The sequence below is a fragment of the Streptomyces monomycini genome, assembly GCF_022271435.1.
Classification (GTDB): Bacteria; Actinomycetota; Actinomycetes; order Streptomycetales; family Streptomycetaceae; genus Streptomyces; species Streptomyces monomycini.
Genome location: NZ_JAFIQY010000003.1, coordinates 136020 through 153294, shown reverse-complemented (window position 1 = coordinate 153294; position 17275 = coordinate 136020). Strand labels below are relative to the sequence as shown.

8 protein-coding genes and 2 pseudogenes are annotated in these 17275 nt (G+C 69.7%); 4 read left to right on the top strand and 6 right to left on the bottom strand.

From position 1 onward, the window contains the following. The first annotated feature begins 94 nt into the window (after positions 1 to 94). Together JXZ78_RS05280 and JXZ78_RS05275 are read left to right on the top strand one after the other, a co-directional pair. Positions 95 to 3058 carry a DUF8741 domain-containing protein gene (locus tag JXZ78_RS05280; protein WP_030018965.1) on the top strand — a complete coding sequence of 988 codons (2964 nt, stop codon included), beginning with the start codon at positions 95 to 97 and terminating at the stop codon, positions 3056 to 3058. Beyond that, on the top strand, positions 3055 to 7215 hold the full coding sequence (locus tag JXZ78_RS05275) for an Eco57I restriction-modification methylase domain-containing protein (protein ID WP_050502242.1): 4161 nt from the start codon (positions 3055 to 3057) through the stop codon (positions 7213 to 7215). Before JXZ78_RS05280 ends, JXZ78_RS05275 begins: the two co-directional genes overlap by 4 nt. Here JXZ78_RS05275 and JXZ78_RS40645 read toward each other — a convergent pair. From JXZ78_RS40645 to JXZ78_RS05245, 5 genes and pseudogenes are all read right to left on the bottom strand, one after another. Then, positions 7109 to 7396 (bottom strand): annotated as a pseudogene (locus JXZ78_RS40645) (DUF397 domain-containing protein); the annotation flags it as partial. The gene JXZ78_RS05275 and the pseudogene JXZ78_RS40645 sit on opposite strands and share 107 nt — an antisense overlap. A gap of 395 nt (positions 7397 to 7791) precedes the next feature. Continuing rightward, positions 7792 to 9543, bottom strand: a complete 1752-nt coding sequence (locus JXZ78_RS05260; RefSeq protein WP_030018967.1) for an ABC-three component system protein — start codon at positions 9541 to 9543, stop codon at positions 7792 to 7794. Beyond that, the gene (locus JXZ78_RS05255; RefSeq protein WP_030018968.1) at positions 9521 to 9811 is read right to left on the bottom strand and encodes an ABC-three component system middle component 6; all 291 of its coding nucleotides are present in this window, start codon (positions 9809 to 9811) and stop codon (positions 9521 to 9523) included. The genes JXZ78_RS05260 and JXZ78_RS05255 overlap by 23 nt, the downstream gene beginning before the upstream one ends. Continuing rightward, positions 9808 to 10731, bottom strand: a complete 924-nt coding sequence (locus JXZ78_RS05250) for an ABC-three component system protein (RefSeq protein WP_030018969.1) — start codon at positions 10729 to 10731, stop codon at positions 9808 to 9810. The genes JXZ78_RS05255 and JXZ78_RS05250 overlap by 4 nt, the downstream gene beginning before the upstream one ends. A gap of 43 nt (positions 10732 to 10774) precedes the next feature. Beyond that, positions 10775 to 11158 (bottom strand): DUF4357 domain-containing protein, encoded by a 384-nt coding sequence (locus tag JXZ78_RS05245; protein ID WP_030018970.1) that lies wholly within the window; start codon positions 11156 to 11158, stop codon positions 10775 to 10777. A 159-nt stretch (positions 11159 to 11317) separates the two neighbouring features. On the opposite strand from JXZ78_RS05245, the pseudogene JXZ78_RS05240 reads away from it, so the two are divergent. Both JXZ78_RS05240 and JXZ78_RS05235 read left to right on the top strand, forming a co-directional pair. Beyond that, a pseudogene (locus JXZ78_RS05240) lies at positions 11318 to 13478 on the top strand (UvrD-helicase domain-containing protein). A 136-nt stretch (positions 13479 to 13614) separates the two neighbouring features. After that, complete coding sequence (locus JXZ78_RS05235) at positions 13615 to 15651, top strand: N-6 DNA methylase (RefSeq protein WP_030018971.1); 2037 nt, start codon at positions 13615 to 13617, stop codon at positions 15649 to 15651. Positions 15652 to 15655: 4 nt separating this feature from the next. On the opposite strand, the gene JXZ78_RS05230 is transcribed toward JXZ78_RS05235, so the two are convergent. Beyond that, entirely contained in the window at positions 15656 to 17221 is a 1566-nt protein-coding gene (locus JXZ78_RS05230) for a serine/threonine-protein kinase (protein ID WP_050502244.1), read from the bottom strand. Between the last annotated feature and the right edge of the window lie 54 nt (positions 17222 to 17275).

The following is a 17275-nucleotide window of genomic DNA, read 5'->3' as shown; positions in this document are numbered from 1 at the left end:
GCCGGACGCCACGCCCAGCAGCGTCGGCCGACGGCCGCCTCTCCCCAGTTCTGTACGTACGCCAAACCCGCCCGCGCCCACCCGGAAGGCCCGTATGACCACCGCCGCCACGCCGGCCCCGAAGTACGCCGTCGGCTCCCTCGTCCATGCCCGGGGCCGCGAATGGGTGGTGCTGCCGGACTCCACCGAGGACCTCCTCGTGCTGCGCCCGCTGGGCGGCGCCGATGTCGACATCGCGGGGGTGCTGCCTGACCTGGAGACCGTGGTGCCCGCCACATTCGCCCCGCCCACGCCCGGTGACCTCGGCGACCAGCACACCGCCGGTCTGCTGCGCACCGCCCTGCGGATCGGGTTCCGGGCCGGGGCGGGCCCCTTCCGGTCGCTCGCCTCGATCGCCGTGGACCCGCGTCCGTATCAGCTGGTACCGCTGATGATGGCGCTGCGCCAGGACACCGTGCGGCTGCTGATCGCCGACGACGTGGGCATCGGCAAGACCGTCGAGGCCGGTCTCATCGCGGCCGAACTGCTCGCCCAGGGCGACGCCCGCGGCCTGGTCGTGCTGTGCTCCCCTGCGCTCGCCGAGCAGTGGCGGGCCGAGCTGCGGGGCAAGTTCGGCATCGACGCGCGGCTGGTGCTGCCCGCCACGATCGGCCGCCTTGAGCGCGAGACACCGTACGGGCAGACGGTGTTCCGCCCCGACGGCGCCTACGTCGTCTCCACCGACTTCATCAAGTCGCCCCGCCACCGCGAGGACTTCCTGAACAACTGCCCCGACCTAGTGATCGTCGACGAGGCGCACACCTGTGTCGCGGACTCCACGGCGCAGGTCTCGGCGCGCGCCTCGCAGCAGCGCTACGGACTGCTGCGCGCGCTCGCCGACGTCCCCGACCGCCACCTCCTCCTGGTCACCGCGACCCCGCACAGCGGCAAGGAGGAGCCCTTCCGACGGCTGCTCGGGCTGCTCGACGCCCGCCTCGCCACCGTGGGCTTCGAATCCCGCGCAGGCCGTGAGCTGCTCGCCCAGTTCTTCGTGCAGCGCCGCCGTGCCGACATCCGTGAGGACTTCCAGGACGGAGCGCACTTCCCCTCCAGCCGGGACACCGCCGAAGTCTCCTACACTCTGCACCGCGACTACCGTGCCCTGCTCGCCGAGGTCCTCGCGTACGCCCGCGAGACGGTGCGTTCCGCCGACGGGGCGTTGCAGCAGCGGCAGCGCTGGTGGTCGACGCTGGCGCTGCTGCGCACTCTGTCCTCCTCGCCCGCTGCCGCCGTACGGTCGTTGAACACCAGGGCCGGTGTCCAGGAGGCTGACACCCCCGACGAGGTGGACCGCACCGGGCAGGTGACCGTCTCGGACCCGGCGGACACCGACAACGCTCAGTCCGCGGACGAGGTCCCGGGCAGCCTGCTGCCCACCGCCACGACCACGACCGAAGCGACCGGCCCCGACGATCTCGATGCCGAGGAGAAGGCCCGTCTCGTCGCCATGGCCGAGGCCGCGGGCAAGCTCGCCGGCCCCACGCGCGACACCAAGCTGAAGAAGCTGGTGGCGACGGTGACCGACCTCCTCGACTCCGGTTACCGGCCGATCGTGTTCTGCCGCTACATCGCCACATCCGACTACGTCGCCGACCACCTGAAGAAGGTGCTCAACAAGAGAGGCACCGACCACCCGGTAGCGGTCGCATCCGTCACCGGCGAACTCTCGCCCGACATGCGCCTGAACCGGATCGCCGAACTCACCAGCGCGGACGAGAACGGCGAGCCCGCCCCCGAGCGGCGCGTCCTGGTGGCCACCGACTGCCTGTCCGAGGGCGTCAACCTCCAGGAGTCCTTCGACGCCGTCATCCACTACGACCTGGCCTGGAATCCGACCCGTCACGAGCAGCGCGAGGGTCGTGTCGACCGCTTCGGGCAGCGCACGGACACAGTGAAGGCCCTGACCCTGTACGGGGCGGACAACCCGGTCGACGACATCGTCCTGAAGGTGCTGCTACGCAAGCACGAGCGCATCCGCCGCGCCACCGGCATCTCCGTCCCCGTGCCGCAGCAGGCGGAGAGCGCCATGCAGGCGGTCTTCGAAGAGCTGATCCTGCGCGGCGAGACCCCTTCCTTCGAGCAGGAGGGGCTGTTCGAGCGCGAACAGCTGCCCACTGCCCAGCAGTTGGAGCTCGCCTGGGAGTCCTCCGCCGAGCGCGAGAAGGCGTCCCGGTCCCTCTACGCCCAGAACCGGATCAAGAAGGAGGACGTGGCCACCGAGGTCGCTGAGATCCGTGCCGCGCTCGGCACCGGCGAGGAGGTCAGGGAGTTCACCCGCCGCGCGCTCGGCGCACTGCGCGGGGTGCCCGCCGACCGCAAGCAGGGCGGGTTCACCGCCCACACCGACGCGCTTCCGCAGGGCCTGCGCGACGCCGTGACCGCGGCGCTCGGCCCCCGCCACCCGCGCCCGGTGGTCTTCCACGACGCGCCGAGCGCTCCGCGCGGCGAGGCGGCGCTCACCCGCACCGACCCGGTGGTGGCCGCGATCGCCCGCTTCGTCCTGGACACCGCCCTAGACGAGAAGTTCCCGGCCTGGCAGCGCCCGGCCCGTCGCTGCGGCGTGATCCGTACGAACGCCGTACGACGGCCCACCACCATGCTCCTCGTGCGCCACCGCTTCCAGCTCAGCCTGCCCACCCGCGACGGCAAAATCCGCCCCCAACTCGCCGAGGACGCGAGGGTGGTGGCCTACCAGGGCAGACCCGACGCTCCGCATTGGCTGCCGGACGAGGAGGCGCTGGCCCTCCTGGAGGCCCGCGCCACGGGGAACTCCGACCCGGGTTTCGCCACCGACCACATCGCGTCGATCCTCGCCGCCCTGAAAACCGGACTCATGGACGAACTGCGCCTGCGCTCCCAGGCGGCCGCGAAGGAGCTGGAAGCCTCGCACCACCGGGTCCGCACCGCCGCCCGGGCCCGTCTCGCCGGCCTGAAGGCCGTCCCGCAGGGCGATCCGGACGTCCTCGGTGTCTTCCTTTACCGTCCGGCCGCCACGATCCAGCTGGGAGCCGACGCGTGAGCACCGCGAGAACCCTGGTCACCGACACCGTCGCTACCGTCGGCGGACTGCTGCCCTACGACCTCCTCGTCCGTATCAAGGAGGGCAAGGAGCAGTCCGGCTCGAAGCCCGCCGACTACCGGCTGTTCGCCAAGGGCGAGTCCGTACGAGACGCCGCCGAGCGCTCCTGGGGCTATCTGCGCGGCGTCTGGGCCGCCTACCAGGACGCCCTGGCCCGCGACGGCGCGGACGACGACAGTGGTGTGCACGCGGTGGGGCTCACCACCGAACGCTGGCTGCTGCCCCTGTTCGAGCAGCTCGGCTTCGGCGCGCTGTCCGCCGTGCCGGAGCCTGGCCTGCCCGCTCACGACGATACGAAGGACTTCCCGGTCAGCCATGCGTGGGCGCATGTGCCCGTGCATCTCACCGGCTGGAACGTCCCGCTGGACGTCCGCACCCCGCTCGTGGCGCCGCAGGCCCCGCAGTCCATGGTGCAGGAGTACCTCAACCGCTCGGGCGACAAGGCCCTGTGGGGTGTCCTGTCCAACGGCCGCCAGCTGCGGCTGCTGCGCGAGTCCGCGTCGCTGACCGGCGCCGCGTTCATCGAGTTCGACCTCCAGGCGATCTTCGAGGGCAAGCGGTCCGACGACTTCGTCCTCCTGTGGCGCCTGCTGCACCGCACCCGCTTCGAGGGAGACCCTGCCGCCTCCTGCCCGCTGGAGAAGTGGCGCACCGAGGCCATCGACTCCGGCACCCGCGCCCTCAAGGAGCTCCGCAAGGGCGTTGAGAAGGCCCTCACGGTGATCGGCAGCGGGCTCATCGCCCACCCCGACAACGCGAAGCTGCGCGAGGCCCTGCACTCCCGAACGCTCACCGTCCGCGACCTGCACCCCGCCCTGCTGCGGCTCGTCTACCGGCTGCTGTTCCTCTTCGTCACCGAAGACCGCGGCCTGCTCCTGCACCCGGACGCCGACAAGACCGTACGCGACCGCTACGAGAAGTACTTCTCCACCGGCCGCCTGCGCCGTCTCGCCCGCCGCTCCGGCAGCCCGCACGGCGACCAGTGGGAAGCCCTCACCCTCGTCATCAAGGGCCTCGGTGAGCCCGGCGGGCGCCCCGAACTGGGCCTGCCCGCACTCGGCGGTCTCTTCGAACCCACCCCTGTGGACGAGCGGCTGGCCGGTCTCGCCCTCACCAACGAGTCCCTGTACGAGGCGGTGCGCGCCCTCGCCGTCATCTTCGACGCCAAGCTCGGCCGCCCCCGCAAGGTCGACTACCGGCACCTGGGCGCGGACGAGCTCGGTTCGGTCTACGAGTCGTTGCTCGAACTCGAACCCCGCCAGGACGAGGACGGCTCGTACGTCCTGAAGAAGCTGGACGGCAACGACCGCAAGACCTCCGGCTCCTACTACACGCCCTCACCGCTGATCGACTGCCTCCTGGACTCGGCCCTCGACCCCGTCATCGAGCGGGCCGTGCGCTCGGGCACGACGAAGCAGGAGCGGAAGGCAGCGCTGCTCGCCCTGACCGTGTGCGACCCGGCCTGCGGCAGCGGCCACTTCCTGGTCGCGGCGGCCCGCCGCATCGCCCGCCGGCTCGCCGAGATCGAGACCGACGACCCGGAGCCGACTGCCGAGGCCGTCCGCGATGCCCTGCGCGAGGTCGTCTCCCGCTGCGTGTACGGCGTCGACCTCAACCCGATGGCCGTGGAGCTGGCCAAGGTCTCCCTGTGGATCGAGGCCATGAAGCCGGGCCGCCCGCTCACCTTCCTCGACGCGCACATCAAGCACGGCAACGGCCTGCTTGGCACGACACCGAAGCTCCTCGCGGGCGGTCTGCCCGACGAGGCGTTCAAGGTCCTGGAGGGTGATGAGTCCAAGGCCGTCAGGAACCTGAAGGCCCGCAACGCCAGCGAGCGTGAACGGTGGCTGGCAGCGCTGCGCCACCACGCGAACCAAGATGCACTGTTCTCGGAGCAGCACGCCCTGGAGATCTCCAACGCGGCGATCAGCAGCAAGACGTCGGACATCACGACCGCACGGTCGGAGGAACTGGAGGACGTCCAGAACCAGGCCCGCGCCTACTACGAACTCACTACCTCCAGGGACTACCTGAGGGCCCTGGAACTCGCCGACGCGTGGTGCGCGGCGTTCGTCTGGGAGAAGACTGAACGCACCGATGGCACCAGGCGGACGGACGAGACGTTCCCGCCCGCGCTCACCACGGACTCCCTGCTCGCCCTGCACTCCTCCGACGGCGGCGCGAGCCTGCCGCCGGGCACGGTGGAGAAGGTGTTGCGCCTACGCGAGGAGTACCGCTTCTTCCACTGGCACCTGGAGTTCCCGGAGGTGTTCCGGGTGCCGGCCGATCTGCAGGCGCCGGGGGTGGACGACCGGACCGGGTGGAAGGGCGGATTCAGCTGTGTCCTTGGCAACCCGCCGTGGGAGCGGGTCAAGCTCCAGGAGCAGGAGTTCTTCGCCACCCGTGACGCGTCGGTAGCGGGCGCCGCGAACAAGGCGGTCCGCGAGCGCCGGATCGCCGCGCTGGCCACCAGCGAGGAGGAGGCTGACCGGGCCCTGCACGCCGAGTTCATCGCCGCACGCCGCCTCTCTGAGGGGGTCAGCCACCTGCTGCGCGGCTCGGGCCGCTTTCCGCTCGCCGGACGCGGCGACGTCAACACGTACGCGGTCTTCGCCGAGGCTGCCTCGCTCGGCATCGCCCCCGAGGGGCGCTTCGGCCTGGTCCTGCCGACCGGCATCGCCACCGACGCGACGACCGCGCCGTTCTTCTCCGACCTGGTCCGCACCTCTCGGCTCGCCTCGTTCCTGGACTTCGAGAACGAGGCGTTCATCCTCAGCCGGGACGTACACCACTCGGTCCGGTTCTCGCTGCTGACCGTCACCGGTCGGGGCGAGCGGGTGCATTCGGCGTCCTTCGCGTTCGGCACCCGCTACATGGAAGACCTCGACGAGCGCTGCTTCGCGATGCCGCCCGAGGAGATCCTCCTGGTCAACCCCAACACGGGCACACTGCCGGTGTTCCGCACCCGCAGGGACGCGGAGATCACGCTGGGCATCTACCGGCGCGTCCCGGTGCTCAGGCGGGAACCGGACGCGGACGGCAAGGGGGGCACGGACTCATGGGGCCTGACCTTCATGACCATGTTCCACATGTCCAACGACTCACACCTGTTCCGCGGCAAGGCGGAGCTGGAGGCCGAGGGCTGGAAGCTGAAGGGCAACATCTTCACGCATCCGTCCGACGGTCGCCGCTATCTCCCGCTGTACGAGGCGAAGATGCTGCACCACTTCGATCACCGGCTCGGTACGTACGAGGGGCAGACGCAGGCGCAGGCGAATGTGGGGACGCTGCCGCGGGTGACGCCGGAGCAGCACGATGACCCGGAGTTCGCGCCGATGCCTCGGTACTGGGTGCCGGAGTTCGACGTGGACTCGGGGAGGCGGGACAAGAAGGGGAACCGGATCATGTGGCCGGGGGTCGCCTCGCGGCTGGGTGAGCGGGAGTGGTGGAACGGGTGGTTGATGGGGTGGCGGGATGTCGCACGCTCCACGGACACGCGAACGGTGATCAGTACGCCCCTTCCGGCGTACGGCGTGGGCCACAAGTTTCCACTGATGTTCGTCCAATCCGGGGCTGCGGCGCTGAACGGGATTCTGGCGTCGTACGTCTTCGATTACGTGGCACGCCAGAAGGTCGCCGGAACGTCCATGACCTATGGCTACGTGATGCAGTTTCCTGTTCCGGTGCCGGACGTCGACCTGCCGTTCAACACTGCGGATGGGAGGAACCTGGCGGTGTGGATCACACTCCGAGTGCTGGAACTGTCCTATACATCAAGAGACATGGCGTCCTTCGCCAAGAGTCATGGGGACGAAGGAGCCCCGTTCCGCTGGAACGCGGAACGCCGCGAGCTGCTGCGCGCGGAGCTGGACGCCGCGCTGTTCCATGCGTACGGGCTAAGCCGTGATGACGTGGAATACGTCATGGAGATGTTCCCCTCGGTCAAGAAGAAGGAGGAGACCCTGTGCGGCACCTATCGCACCAAGGACCTCATCCTCGGCCTTTACGACCGCATGGCGGAAGCCCGCGAGACCGGCCGGGTGTACCAGACCGTGCTGGACCCGCCGCCGGGCAAGGGCCCCCGCCACGAGGACTGAACCGTGAAGTCGCGGGCGGAGTCGGTGAAATGGGCCGGCGCCGCCCGACCTCGGCGACGAACCCGGCCTGGGCGGAACGTGTGAACGCGAGCTGAGAGCCGCGGCTCTCCTGGGCGTCGCGCACATGGATGGCGGTCACATCAGCAGCGACCTCCAAGCCTTCGCCGCCTTCGTTGCCGCTCTTGAACCAAACGAGTCGCGCGGATTCAACTACTCCACCGCGGACGCCTGCGCAACATGGAGCTGCAAGTAATGCCGAGCAATCGCAGCGAGCCCGCCGTGATGGGCGGGGCGTTCGTGCTCCTCACGCCCGATGGCGAACTCCGCCCTGCACGGCCGGGTGCGCGGCCGTGAGGCCCGACTTGACGGCCGCCTGGACGCGAGCGAATTGCGGATCGAGGTCACCGACGCTCGCGGCGACAGATGTCCGACGCCACAACACCCCGGTGGCGACCGCGAGTCGGGGCGTAAACTGATCCTCGTCGAGGCGCTCGCCGACGACTGGGCGTGCGCCCGCACCATCCCGGGGGCAAGACGGTGTGGGCCGTGTGCCGCCGGTGAGATGCGACGGTCGGGTCAGAAGCGGAACCCGAACAGTCCGCCTTCGTCGTAGGCGTCGGTCAGGCGTGGCTCGATGAGGTAGGGGGAGGGGTCGAAACCGCCCAGGCGGGCACGTTCCAGCTTGTCCGAGTTGAAGGTCACGATGTACTGGAGCCCTTCCTGCTCGGTGACCTCGGACGCCAGGATCAATGCCTCGGTCACCTGGCGGTCGTCCACCCCGTCGAAGAGATGGCTGTCGTGGACCAGGAAGTCGGGCCCACGGTCGTGGCGGTGGGCGATCACCGCGGCCGTGAGATCAAGGCAGAAGATCACCATCTTGTTAATGCCGACGCTGCCTTGACTGTCGACATGGGCGGAGATTTCCAGGCTGCTGGTGCCGGCCCTGATGGTGAGGTATGCCTGTCGGTCCTGCCCGTAGAGACGGCGGGCGAAGCGGGCGAAGAGCCAGGTGGCCTCCCGGGTCTGCTCGCCGCGTTCTTCAAGGTCGAGCTCCAGCTCCTCCTGAAGCTCGACCCGTTGTGCCGCGATCTCCCGTTGGCTGGCTTCCATGTACTGCGCCGTCTCATGCTGTTTGCGCAGCGCCTCCAGCGCCGCCTGCTTCTGGGCGAGCAACTGCTGGAGTGCCGTCAGGCCGTCGAGGGCGCCTCCGTCGCGCAGTGCGCTCAGTGTCTCGGTGAGCTCCTCGCCGAGACGGGCGCGCTCGTGTTCGCGCGCCGTGAGCCTGGCCTGCGTCTCCTCGATCTCGTCGGCGAGGTAGCGGCGGCGGTTGCGGACGATGGAGGCGTGGAAGCCGCGTACGACCTCAAAGGAGCGGTGCACCCGGTCGGGCAGGACAACACCCAGTTCCTGGTATATGGCGTCTACGTACGCCGTGTCTGGTTCGTTCGCCTCCTCCACCGCTCGCCGCAGTTCCGCCAGGTTCCGACGGTCGATCACGTCCTGCTCCGGCAGCGAACGGACTCTCTTGTCCAAATCGTCGGCCCGCGCTTGAAGTTCTGCGTATGCGGGCACCACGCGGAAGGAGGCGATCTGCTCGCGGAGCCGGTTCACGTCGCCCTCCGCGACGATGATCCGGCCGCGCAGGTCCGCCGTCGTACCGACGACCTGGTGCCAGGACGGATCGTTCATCGCCGACCGCAGCTGCCGTCGGGTTGCCTCCCGAGCGGCGATGTCGCGGTAGCCGGCGGCGAGCCGCCAGTCCAGGCCGAGGAGATAGGCGAGGTTGGCCGCGGCCTCGGCCGTGGACTGCTGTGGATAGGTCCGCACCGGGTCGTTGAAGGCGTGCGATCCGACACGGCGTACGAGAAGCGACAGCAGGGCGCGCCCCGAAATGCCGGGGTGGTCGGCGGGCAGCCGGAAGAGGTCTGCCTCTATACATGTTCTCCACTCCGGCACCGGCATCTCACGGGTGAGGTTGAACTCGAAGAGCCCTCCGGCGTCGCCCTCGCTGCCGCCTGGGGCGTCGGTCAGGACGATGCCCTGCTGGGCACCGCGCCTGCTCACTCGCACCGGCTCCTCGCGTCCGGGCCAGTCCAAGGTCAGCGTGAAGAGGGTGTGACGGAGCCGGGTGTGGCTGGGAAGGCTGCCTTTGCCGGCCTGGGCCCCCAGGGCGAAGTGCAGCAGCTCCACCAGACTGGACTTGCCGGTGCCGTTGCGGCTGTCCGTCTTCACCGCCCCGGGGTGCGCCTCGGCGACCAGGAGGTTGAGGCCGCGCCGGAACTCAACGGAACGGAACCGTGGATCGTCAGCGCTCAGACGACGCAGCATCGCCCCTCCTCCTGGTCGGCGAGTCGGCTCGCCTTCTCGTCAGCAGCTCGTTGCGGAATTCGATCAAACCGAGCGCATACAGCACATCGAGCCCGAGGACGAACCACTGGAAGGAGACCGGAGAGTGATGGCCGAGCCGGACACGTTCGGCGCGGAACCTCGACCAGGTCTGGGTCACGGTCATCGGCATGTCGAGGACCCGCAGGATCTGCGCACCGACGGCCAGCAGGGAGCGGTCCGGGGAGATGCCCTTCGTCGGCGTGATCACGCTGCGCTCCGGTCCGCAGCACCCGGAATCCAGCCGTCGGGTGGCACGTCGAAGACGTCGCACCGCTGGAAGAAGTGGGCGATGACGATCCAGGCGCAGTACATCGAGTTCAGGCTGGGCGCGGCATTTCCGAGGATGTACTCCTGCAGTGCGGCCCACAGCTTGTCCTGGTCGTCGGTGGCGGTGCGGACCTGGTCGTAGTACACCCGGAAACCCTGTGCGACCCGGTCCGCCTCGTCCGGCGCGCCGAGCCCGGCGTAGTACCCCTCGACGAGATGGCTGTGCCCGATCCCCTGGATCAGTGCACCGCGGACGTCACCGGACAGACCGTTCCACTCGATCTTGTACTTGTTGACTTCGAGTAGGGCGGCGAGCGGCTGCGATGTGCGCCGCTGCTCACCGAGCCGGGCAAGGAGCGCCTCGAGATCGGTGAGCCCGATGCCGTACGTCTTGTTCTGGACCGGCAGTTCACAGCCAAGGAGCTCTTCCGTGGCGATCCAGCCCAGTCGCATGACGTCGTTCCAAAGCCGGTGCCAGCCGTAGTGCTCCACCCGACGCGGGCGCAGCTTCTCCTGAGCCTCGGACATCATCACGCTCAACTCCGGGTGTACGCCCTTGAGGTCGTTGACCGCGAAGCGGAACGTGTCGAAGGCGTCCGGCCGTTTGACGAGGGCCTTCTTCAAGTCGGAGGCGAACTTGCGCTTGACCCGGGCGATGTCGTCGGTCTGCGGTGAGTAGCACGCCCAGAGCACCCGGTCCCACAGGAGGAGCCCATCAGCGCCCATGTCCCCGAGATTTCCGTGTGTGCGTACGGGCACGAAGTCGGGGTGCCGCAGACTCAGCAGCTTGTGGATCAGCTGCTCGAAGCTCTCGCTCGGCATGTCGGTGAGCTGCTGGCGCAGGGTGAGCTGCGCGAGCATGCGCTGAGTGAAGTCCACGTGATCGGAGCCCCCGTCGAAGTGTTCAGTGCCGACCGCGCAGCACGTTCAGGGACGTGCCTCCGTCGGTGCGCCAGGCGTCCCATCCGTTGACACTGCCCTGGGCCAGCGCGCTACAGGCGCCGGAGGGGGAATCGCAGATCCGGCCATCCTCCAGCTGAAGATTGCCCTCGGTGGTGACGTGTACCCGGTACTCGTGCCCGAGATTGCGGCGCCGCCAGACCAGCCGCTGGCCTGGTTGCAGCTTGCCCGCGTCGAGCAGCGGCGTGAGTGCACCGGACTGGGCGCCGGTCGAGTCGAGGGCGAGAAGGCGACGCAGAACGCTGTTGGGTGTATCGATGAGCGGCTGGGCCTCACGCTGAAGACGCTCGAAGACCTCGGCGTCGACGGTGATGGTGTGTCCGGACATCCGCCCTCCGTTTTCTCTATGATTTTCTCCCAGGCAAAGTTAAGGGGAGTTCCCAGGCGTTGTCAATCAATTGGACGCGCGAGCGAGTGTCTTTTCGTTACCTGAGAGTTGTAAACTCAGTCAACGTTTACACTGTGCGGTTGAGGGGAAGGCTGGGGCATGCCGCAGATCGCGATTACCAACACCTTCTGGGAGGGCGTGGACCGGCTCGACAAGCCGTCCCGTGCCCGTGTCCACAAGGCGATGGGGAAGTTCCAGCAGCTGACGGTGCACCAGTTGCACGCGGATAAGGGCCTGCATCTAGAGTCCGTGGTCGGCTCCCGTGATCCGCGCATGCGCACCGTCCGGGTCGACGACGGGCAGCGCATTGTCCTGCTCGCGCCCGACGACGGCAGTGACGTGTTCGTCTTCGTCCATGTGGTCTCCCACGACAAGGCGTACTCCTGGGCCAAGCGGCGGCTGTACTCGGTCAACGCGGTCACGCGCTGTCTCGAAGTACGTGATCTGACCGCCATGGAACAGATCACCCCGCTCTTCGCCCAGGAGGCCGAGGCTGCGCCGGAGCCCCTGTTCGCCCGGTGGTCGGACACCGTGCTGCGCCACCTCGGCGTCGACGACGTCATGCTGCGCGCCGCCCCCGTCATCACCGGCACGGCGCAGCTGGAGGCGTTCGGGTCGCTGATGCCGGAGGACCAGTTCGAGGCGCTGTGGCTGCTTGCGGAAGGGTTCGAGCCCGAGGACATCTACCGTGACCTCGTCGCGGCGCGACAGGCGGTCGCCGTCGAGGAGGCCGAGGGTAAGCAGGGCGAGCTGGCCGCCGCCGTCAGCCGTACCCGCAGCCGGATCGCCCTGGTCACCGGGCCCGAGGAGCTCGCCGACATCCTCGCCAAGCCCTTCGACGCGTGGCGGATCTTCCTGCATCCCACCCAGCGGCGGGTTGCCTACCGTCCCGCGTACACGGGCCCCGCCCAGATCACGGGTGGTCCCGGCACCGGCAAGACCGTGGTCGCCCTGCATAGGGTCAGGCATCTGCTCGGGCGCTCACCCGACACCCGCGTCCTGCTCACCACGTACACCGGCGCGCTTGCCCGCTCGCTGCGCTCCGGGCTTGCCCTGCTCCTCGACCACGACCAGGCGCTTCTCGACCGGGTCACCGTCACCACGGTCGACGCCACCGCCCACCGCATCGTGCGCGAGCTGCACGGGAACCCGGGACGTCCTCGGCGGCAAGGACGAGCGGCGACGCTGGCAGCGCCTGGCCCACCGGCTCGAACTGCCGTGGGCGGACGCCTTCTTGGCTCAGGAGTACCGGCATGTGCTGCTCGCTCAGGACCTGCGCACCCGCGAGGAGTACGAGAAGTGCCTGCGGCGCGGACGCGGCAGCAAGCTGCCGGCCGGGCAGCGTCAGCGGCTGTGGCAGGCGATGGCTCGGTTCGAGGAGGAACTCGCCCGCGACCGCACCTGCACCTGGCTGCAGCTGTGCGCCAGAGCCGCCCGGCTGCTGAAGGACAGGCCGGGCGAGGGCCTCTCGTACGACCATGTGGTGGTGGACGAGGCGCAGGACCTGCACCCCGCCCAGTGGCGGCTGCTGCGTGCGCTGGTGCCCGAAGGGCCCGACGACCTGTTCCTCACCGGCGACCCGCACCAGCGGATCTACGACTCCCGGGTCTCGCTGCGCTCCCTCGGCATCTCCGTCGCGGGACGAGGCGCGCGGCTGCGTCTCAACTACCGGTCCACGGAGGAGATCCTGCGCTGGTCGCGGGCGCTTCTTGACGGGGAGCCGGTGGCGGGACTGACTGGTGACGAACCGGATTCGCTCTCCGGGTACCGGTCCCTGCTGCACGGGGAGCGGCCCGTGTGCGAGGGACACGGGACGGAAGCGGCCGAGGCCGACGCCGTCGTGCGCACGGTGGCGGCGTGGGTGGCGGCCGGTGTCGCACCGTCCGACATCGCTGTCTGCGCCCGGTTCCACACGCAGATCGCGCGGATCGGCGACCGGCTCGCCCGGGCCGGGCTGCCCGTGGTGCGGGTCAAGGACGGGCAGTCCGGTGACACGCCCGGAGTGCGGGTGTCGAGCCTGCACAGCCTGAAGGGTCTTGAGTTCCGCTGCGTGGCCGTGACAGGAGTGACCGCGTCGGCGTTCCCGTTCGCGCCGGCGGTGACACCGGCCGAGGTCGATCCGCTGCAGAACGCGACCGACCTCGTGGCCGAACGGTGCCTGCTGTTCGTCGCGAGCACCCGGGCGAGAGAGGCGTTGTACATGTCGTACAGCGGGCGGCCGAGCAGCTTCCTCGACGAGGTGAAGTGGCAGGAAGGGTGATGTCCTGTGAACAAAGTCAATAGCTGTCTCTGTCGTAGTAGTCTGCGGGACGTGCGGGAGGGGGAAAGTGGCTTGATCACGCGCCTGTAGGTGGGGGAGCGTCCACATTTATTGAGAAAACGTCCAGGGAGTTCAGATGTCCACGCCGCGTGCCGTACCCGTGTCCCTGGCGGAAATCGCTCGTCTCGCGGGCGTCGGGCGGGCCGCCGTCAGCAACTGGCGGCGGCGTCATCCGTCGTTCCCCGCCCGGATCGCCGGCACGGACGTCAACCCCCAATTCTCCCTTACCGACATTGAGAACTGGCTGCGCGAGAACAAGAAGCTCAAGAAGTCCGCCGAGCGCGAATGGCTCTGGCCCCGCTTCGAGGCGCTCGGCGGACGGGACGAGACGGGGGCGGCGATCGCGGAGGTGGGCAGGCGGCTCGCCGGGCGGGGCGCGACAGAGGAGTCCGTGCGCGCGAAAGAGTCCGCGTACCCGAAAGAGGCGGCGGACCTGATCGAACGGGCCGTGGACCTCGGGCAGCGCGAAGGAGGCACGGAGACCTTTTCTTTCCTGCTGCGCCGCTGGCTTGACGTCCACGTACGCCAGGTCGCCACGACCCCCCAGCAGCTCGCCGCGCTCATGGCGGACATCGCCACCCGCGTCGCGGCCGTCGACGGCGGCATCACGGCGATGGATCCCGCCTGCGGCACCGGCCACCTCCTGACGGCCACGGCCGAGGTGGCCGAGGAGAGGGGCAGCGGGGCGCCGACCCTGCTCGGCGGCGACCGTGACCCCGCCCTGGCGGCGCTCGCCGAAGCACGACTGAACCTCGCCGAGCAGGCACCGAGGACAGAGCCCGCCTCCATCGACGTACGCGCGGGGGACTCTCTGCGCGATGACCCGTTCGCCGACAACCCCGCCGACATCGTGTTGTGCAATCCGCCGTTCAACGAACGGGACTGGGGGTACGAGGAGCTGGCCACGGACGCACGCTGGAGCCACGGGTTGCCGCCGCGTACCGAACCGGAACTCGCCTGGGTTCAGCACTGCCTGGCGGGGCTGCGGCCCGGAGGTGCGGCCGTGCTGCTGCTGCCCCCCGCTGTGGCGGCGCGCAAGGCGGGCCGGCGCATCCGCGGGTCCCTGCTGCGCACCGGCCAGCTGAAGGCCGTCGTGGCGCTGCCACCGGGGTGCGCCGCACCGCACAGCGTCTCCCTGCACCTGTGGGTACTACGGGCACCCGCGGCAGGTGAGGAGCCACCCGTGGGCGGTCACCTGCTGGTGGCCGACGGAGTGTCCCGCTTCCCCCGGGACCCGGGCCGTGAATGGGCCCCCGACTGGGCGGCGATCGGTGATTTCCTGCGTGAGGCCGTGGGGGGGACGGACCCTGCCGAAGAGTCCTATGTACGGCGCGTACCCGTCATCGAGCTGCTCGACGACGAGGTCGACCTCACTCCGGGACGCCACATCACCCCGTCCCCGGCGGACAGCGCGCCCCGACTAGCCGCGTCTTGGCGGGAGTTCAAGGACATCACCGCCAAGGTGGCCAAGTCCGCCCGGCTGCTTGCGGCGCTCGAACTCGCCTCTGCCGCACAGGAGACGCCCCCGGCCACCACCGTTGCCGAACTGGCGCGGGCGGGGGCGCTCACCCTGCGCGGCGGCCAGCAGCTGCCGGAGACCGCGGTCCGCACCGGGACGGCGTCCGCCGAGGACATTCCATTCCTGACGGTTCCCGACCTCCTGTCGGGCGGCGCACCCAGGGGGCACCTCGCCGCCGACGACCCAGCGGTACGCGAAGCCGTGATCGCCGAACCCGGAGACATCGTCGTGGTGGGAGTGGCGCGGGCCTTCTCCGCCTGGGTCCACGAAGGAGCACCCACCGCCCTGGGTGCTCAACTGCACGCCGTGCGGGTGCACCCCGAGCAGCTGGATGCCTGGTTCCTCGCCGGTTCGCTGCGCGCCCCGGCCAACGTCCGCCAGGCCGGGACCCATGCGACGAGTTCTTCCCGCATCGATGTCCGCCGCCTCCAGGTCCGCCAGGTGCCCCTGCGCGAGCAGCGACGCTACGGCGAGGCGTTCCGTGAGCTCGCCGCCTTCGAACAGCTGGCGCGCCGCACGGCCGAGCTCGGCGGTGACCTCGTTCACGACCTCGGTGACGAACTGGCGGCCGGGCGGCTCGCGGGTGGGGCGTAGCGCGTCACAGCGCCTCGCCGTCGGTCCGGACCTGCGAGGAGCCGTGACCGTCCGCGTCCGCGAGTCGGGCCGAGAGCTGGGCGTCGACCTCGCGCCGTACGGACTCGACCAGTACGGCGTGCTCGCGCGGCAGGCCCGCGGCCGTGCGGCCGGCGGCGTCGACCGTGGCGACGGCGGCCTCCAGTTCACCGAAGGTGAGTCGGCATTCGGCCAGCCGCAGCCGGATCACGGCGCGCTCCGCCCGCTCGGCCGGGCCGTCGCCGTGCAGGAGAGCGTCGTCGATCCCCTCATAGAGACGAGCCGCGGAGCCGAAGTCCCCGGCCAGACGGAGCCCGTCCGCCGCTGCCCGCCACACACGGCGCACCAGTGGGCGGCGGGCTCCCCACTCCCCGCGCACACGTTCCGTCAGCGCGCTCAGACGGCCGGTCGCGTCACCGGGTTCACCGGTGGCGATCTCCGACTCGGCCCGCGCGCACAGCAGTTCCACCGCGCGGGTGTCCAACCACTCCGCCTCGCCCTCCGCCAAGGACGGGACAGGGGGCGCGGTGGGAGCGCGGCGTGTGCGTACGGCCCAGTCCGCGGGTCGGCGAAGCGGTGCCGTGGCGTCGGGGTGGGTGCGCGGACGGGGCCCGGGGTCACCGGGTTGCGGACCGAGCGGTTCGAGGACCGCCAGAACCTCGTCCACAGGCGGTCGCTGTCCGGGCTGCTTGGCGAGCATGCGCAGCACGAGATCGTCGATCGCCTCGGGGATACCCGCGGCGTACACACTCGGCGGCAGCGGCTCCTCGTAGAGATGCCTTTCGGTCAGCCCGGAGTCCGCGCCGAGCGGGAACGGCGGGCGCGCGGTGAGCAGTTCGTAGAAGACGCAGCCGAAGCAGTACACGTCCGTCCGCGCGGTGGGCTCGCGCTCCAGCAGCTGCTCCGGTGCGAGATAACCGCGGGTGCCGAGGGTGGAACCGTGCGCCGTGTACCGGGTGGCGTCGGACCGCAGCGGCTTGGCGATGCCGAAGTCGATCAGGACGACCGCCCCCTCGTCGTCGATCATGATGTTGGCCGGCTTGAGGTCCCGGTGCACGACAGGCAGCGTATGCGCGCAGGCCAGCGCCCCCGCCATCTGCACGGCGACCGCGATCGCCGTCGCCAGCGGCAGCGGTGTGTGCTCGTCGAGGAAGGTTCGCAGGCTCACCCCGGTCACCAGCCGCATGGCGATGTACGGCACGCCCCGGTGCGTTCCGCAGCCATACAGCTCCGTGATGCCCGGATGGTCGAGCGTGCCCAGAAGCGTGGCCTCGCGCCGGAACCGGGCGTTCCTGACAGAGAGTTCGGCCTCCCTTTCCTCCGGGTCCAGGGCGTACAGGGCCTCAGAGTCGTGGCGCAGGAACTTCACCGCGACCTCGCGATCCGCTGACGTCGCGCGACCTTCGGAAACCTCGCTGTCCGTGGAGATCTCGCGGGCCCGCCAGACGTGGGCCATCCCGCCCTTGCCGAGCGACTCCGTCAACTCGTAACGCCCGTCGATCAGATCACCCGTGCCGGGCCTGTACATCTCCGCGTACGAATCCGCGTCCACGCCGCGCCGCCCCTTCGTCCTTCCGCACCATCCGGCACAACAGACTAGCGTGAA

Bases quoted from the DNA above. Each gene is read 5' to 3' on its own strand.
- JXZ78_RS05245 (WP_030018970.1), bottom strand. From the start codon at position 11,158: ATGTCCGGACACACCATCACCGTCGACGCCGAGGTCTTCGAGCGTCTT.
- JXZ78_RS05260 (WP_030018967.1), bottom strand. From the start codon at position 9,543: ATGCTGCGTCGTCTGAGCGCTGACGATCCACGGTTCCGTTCCGTTGAG.
- JXZ78_RS05280 (WP_030018965.1), top strand. From the start codon at position 95: ATGACCACCGCCGCCACGCCGGCCCCGAAGTACGCCGTCGGCTCCCTC.
- JXZ78_RS05250 (WP_030018969.1), bottom strand. From the start codon at position 10,731: ATGCTCGCGCAGCTCACCCTGCGCCAGCAGCTCACCGACATGCCGAGC.
- JXZ78_RS05235 (WP_030018971.1), top strand. From the start codon at position 13,615: ATGTCCACGCCGCGTGCCGTACCCGTGTCCCTGGCGGAAATCGCTCGT.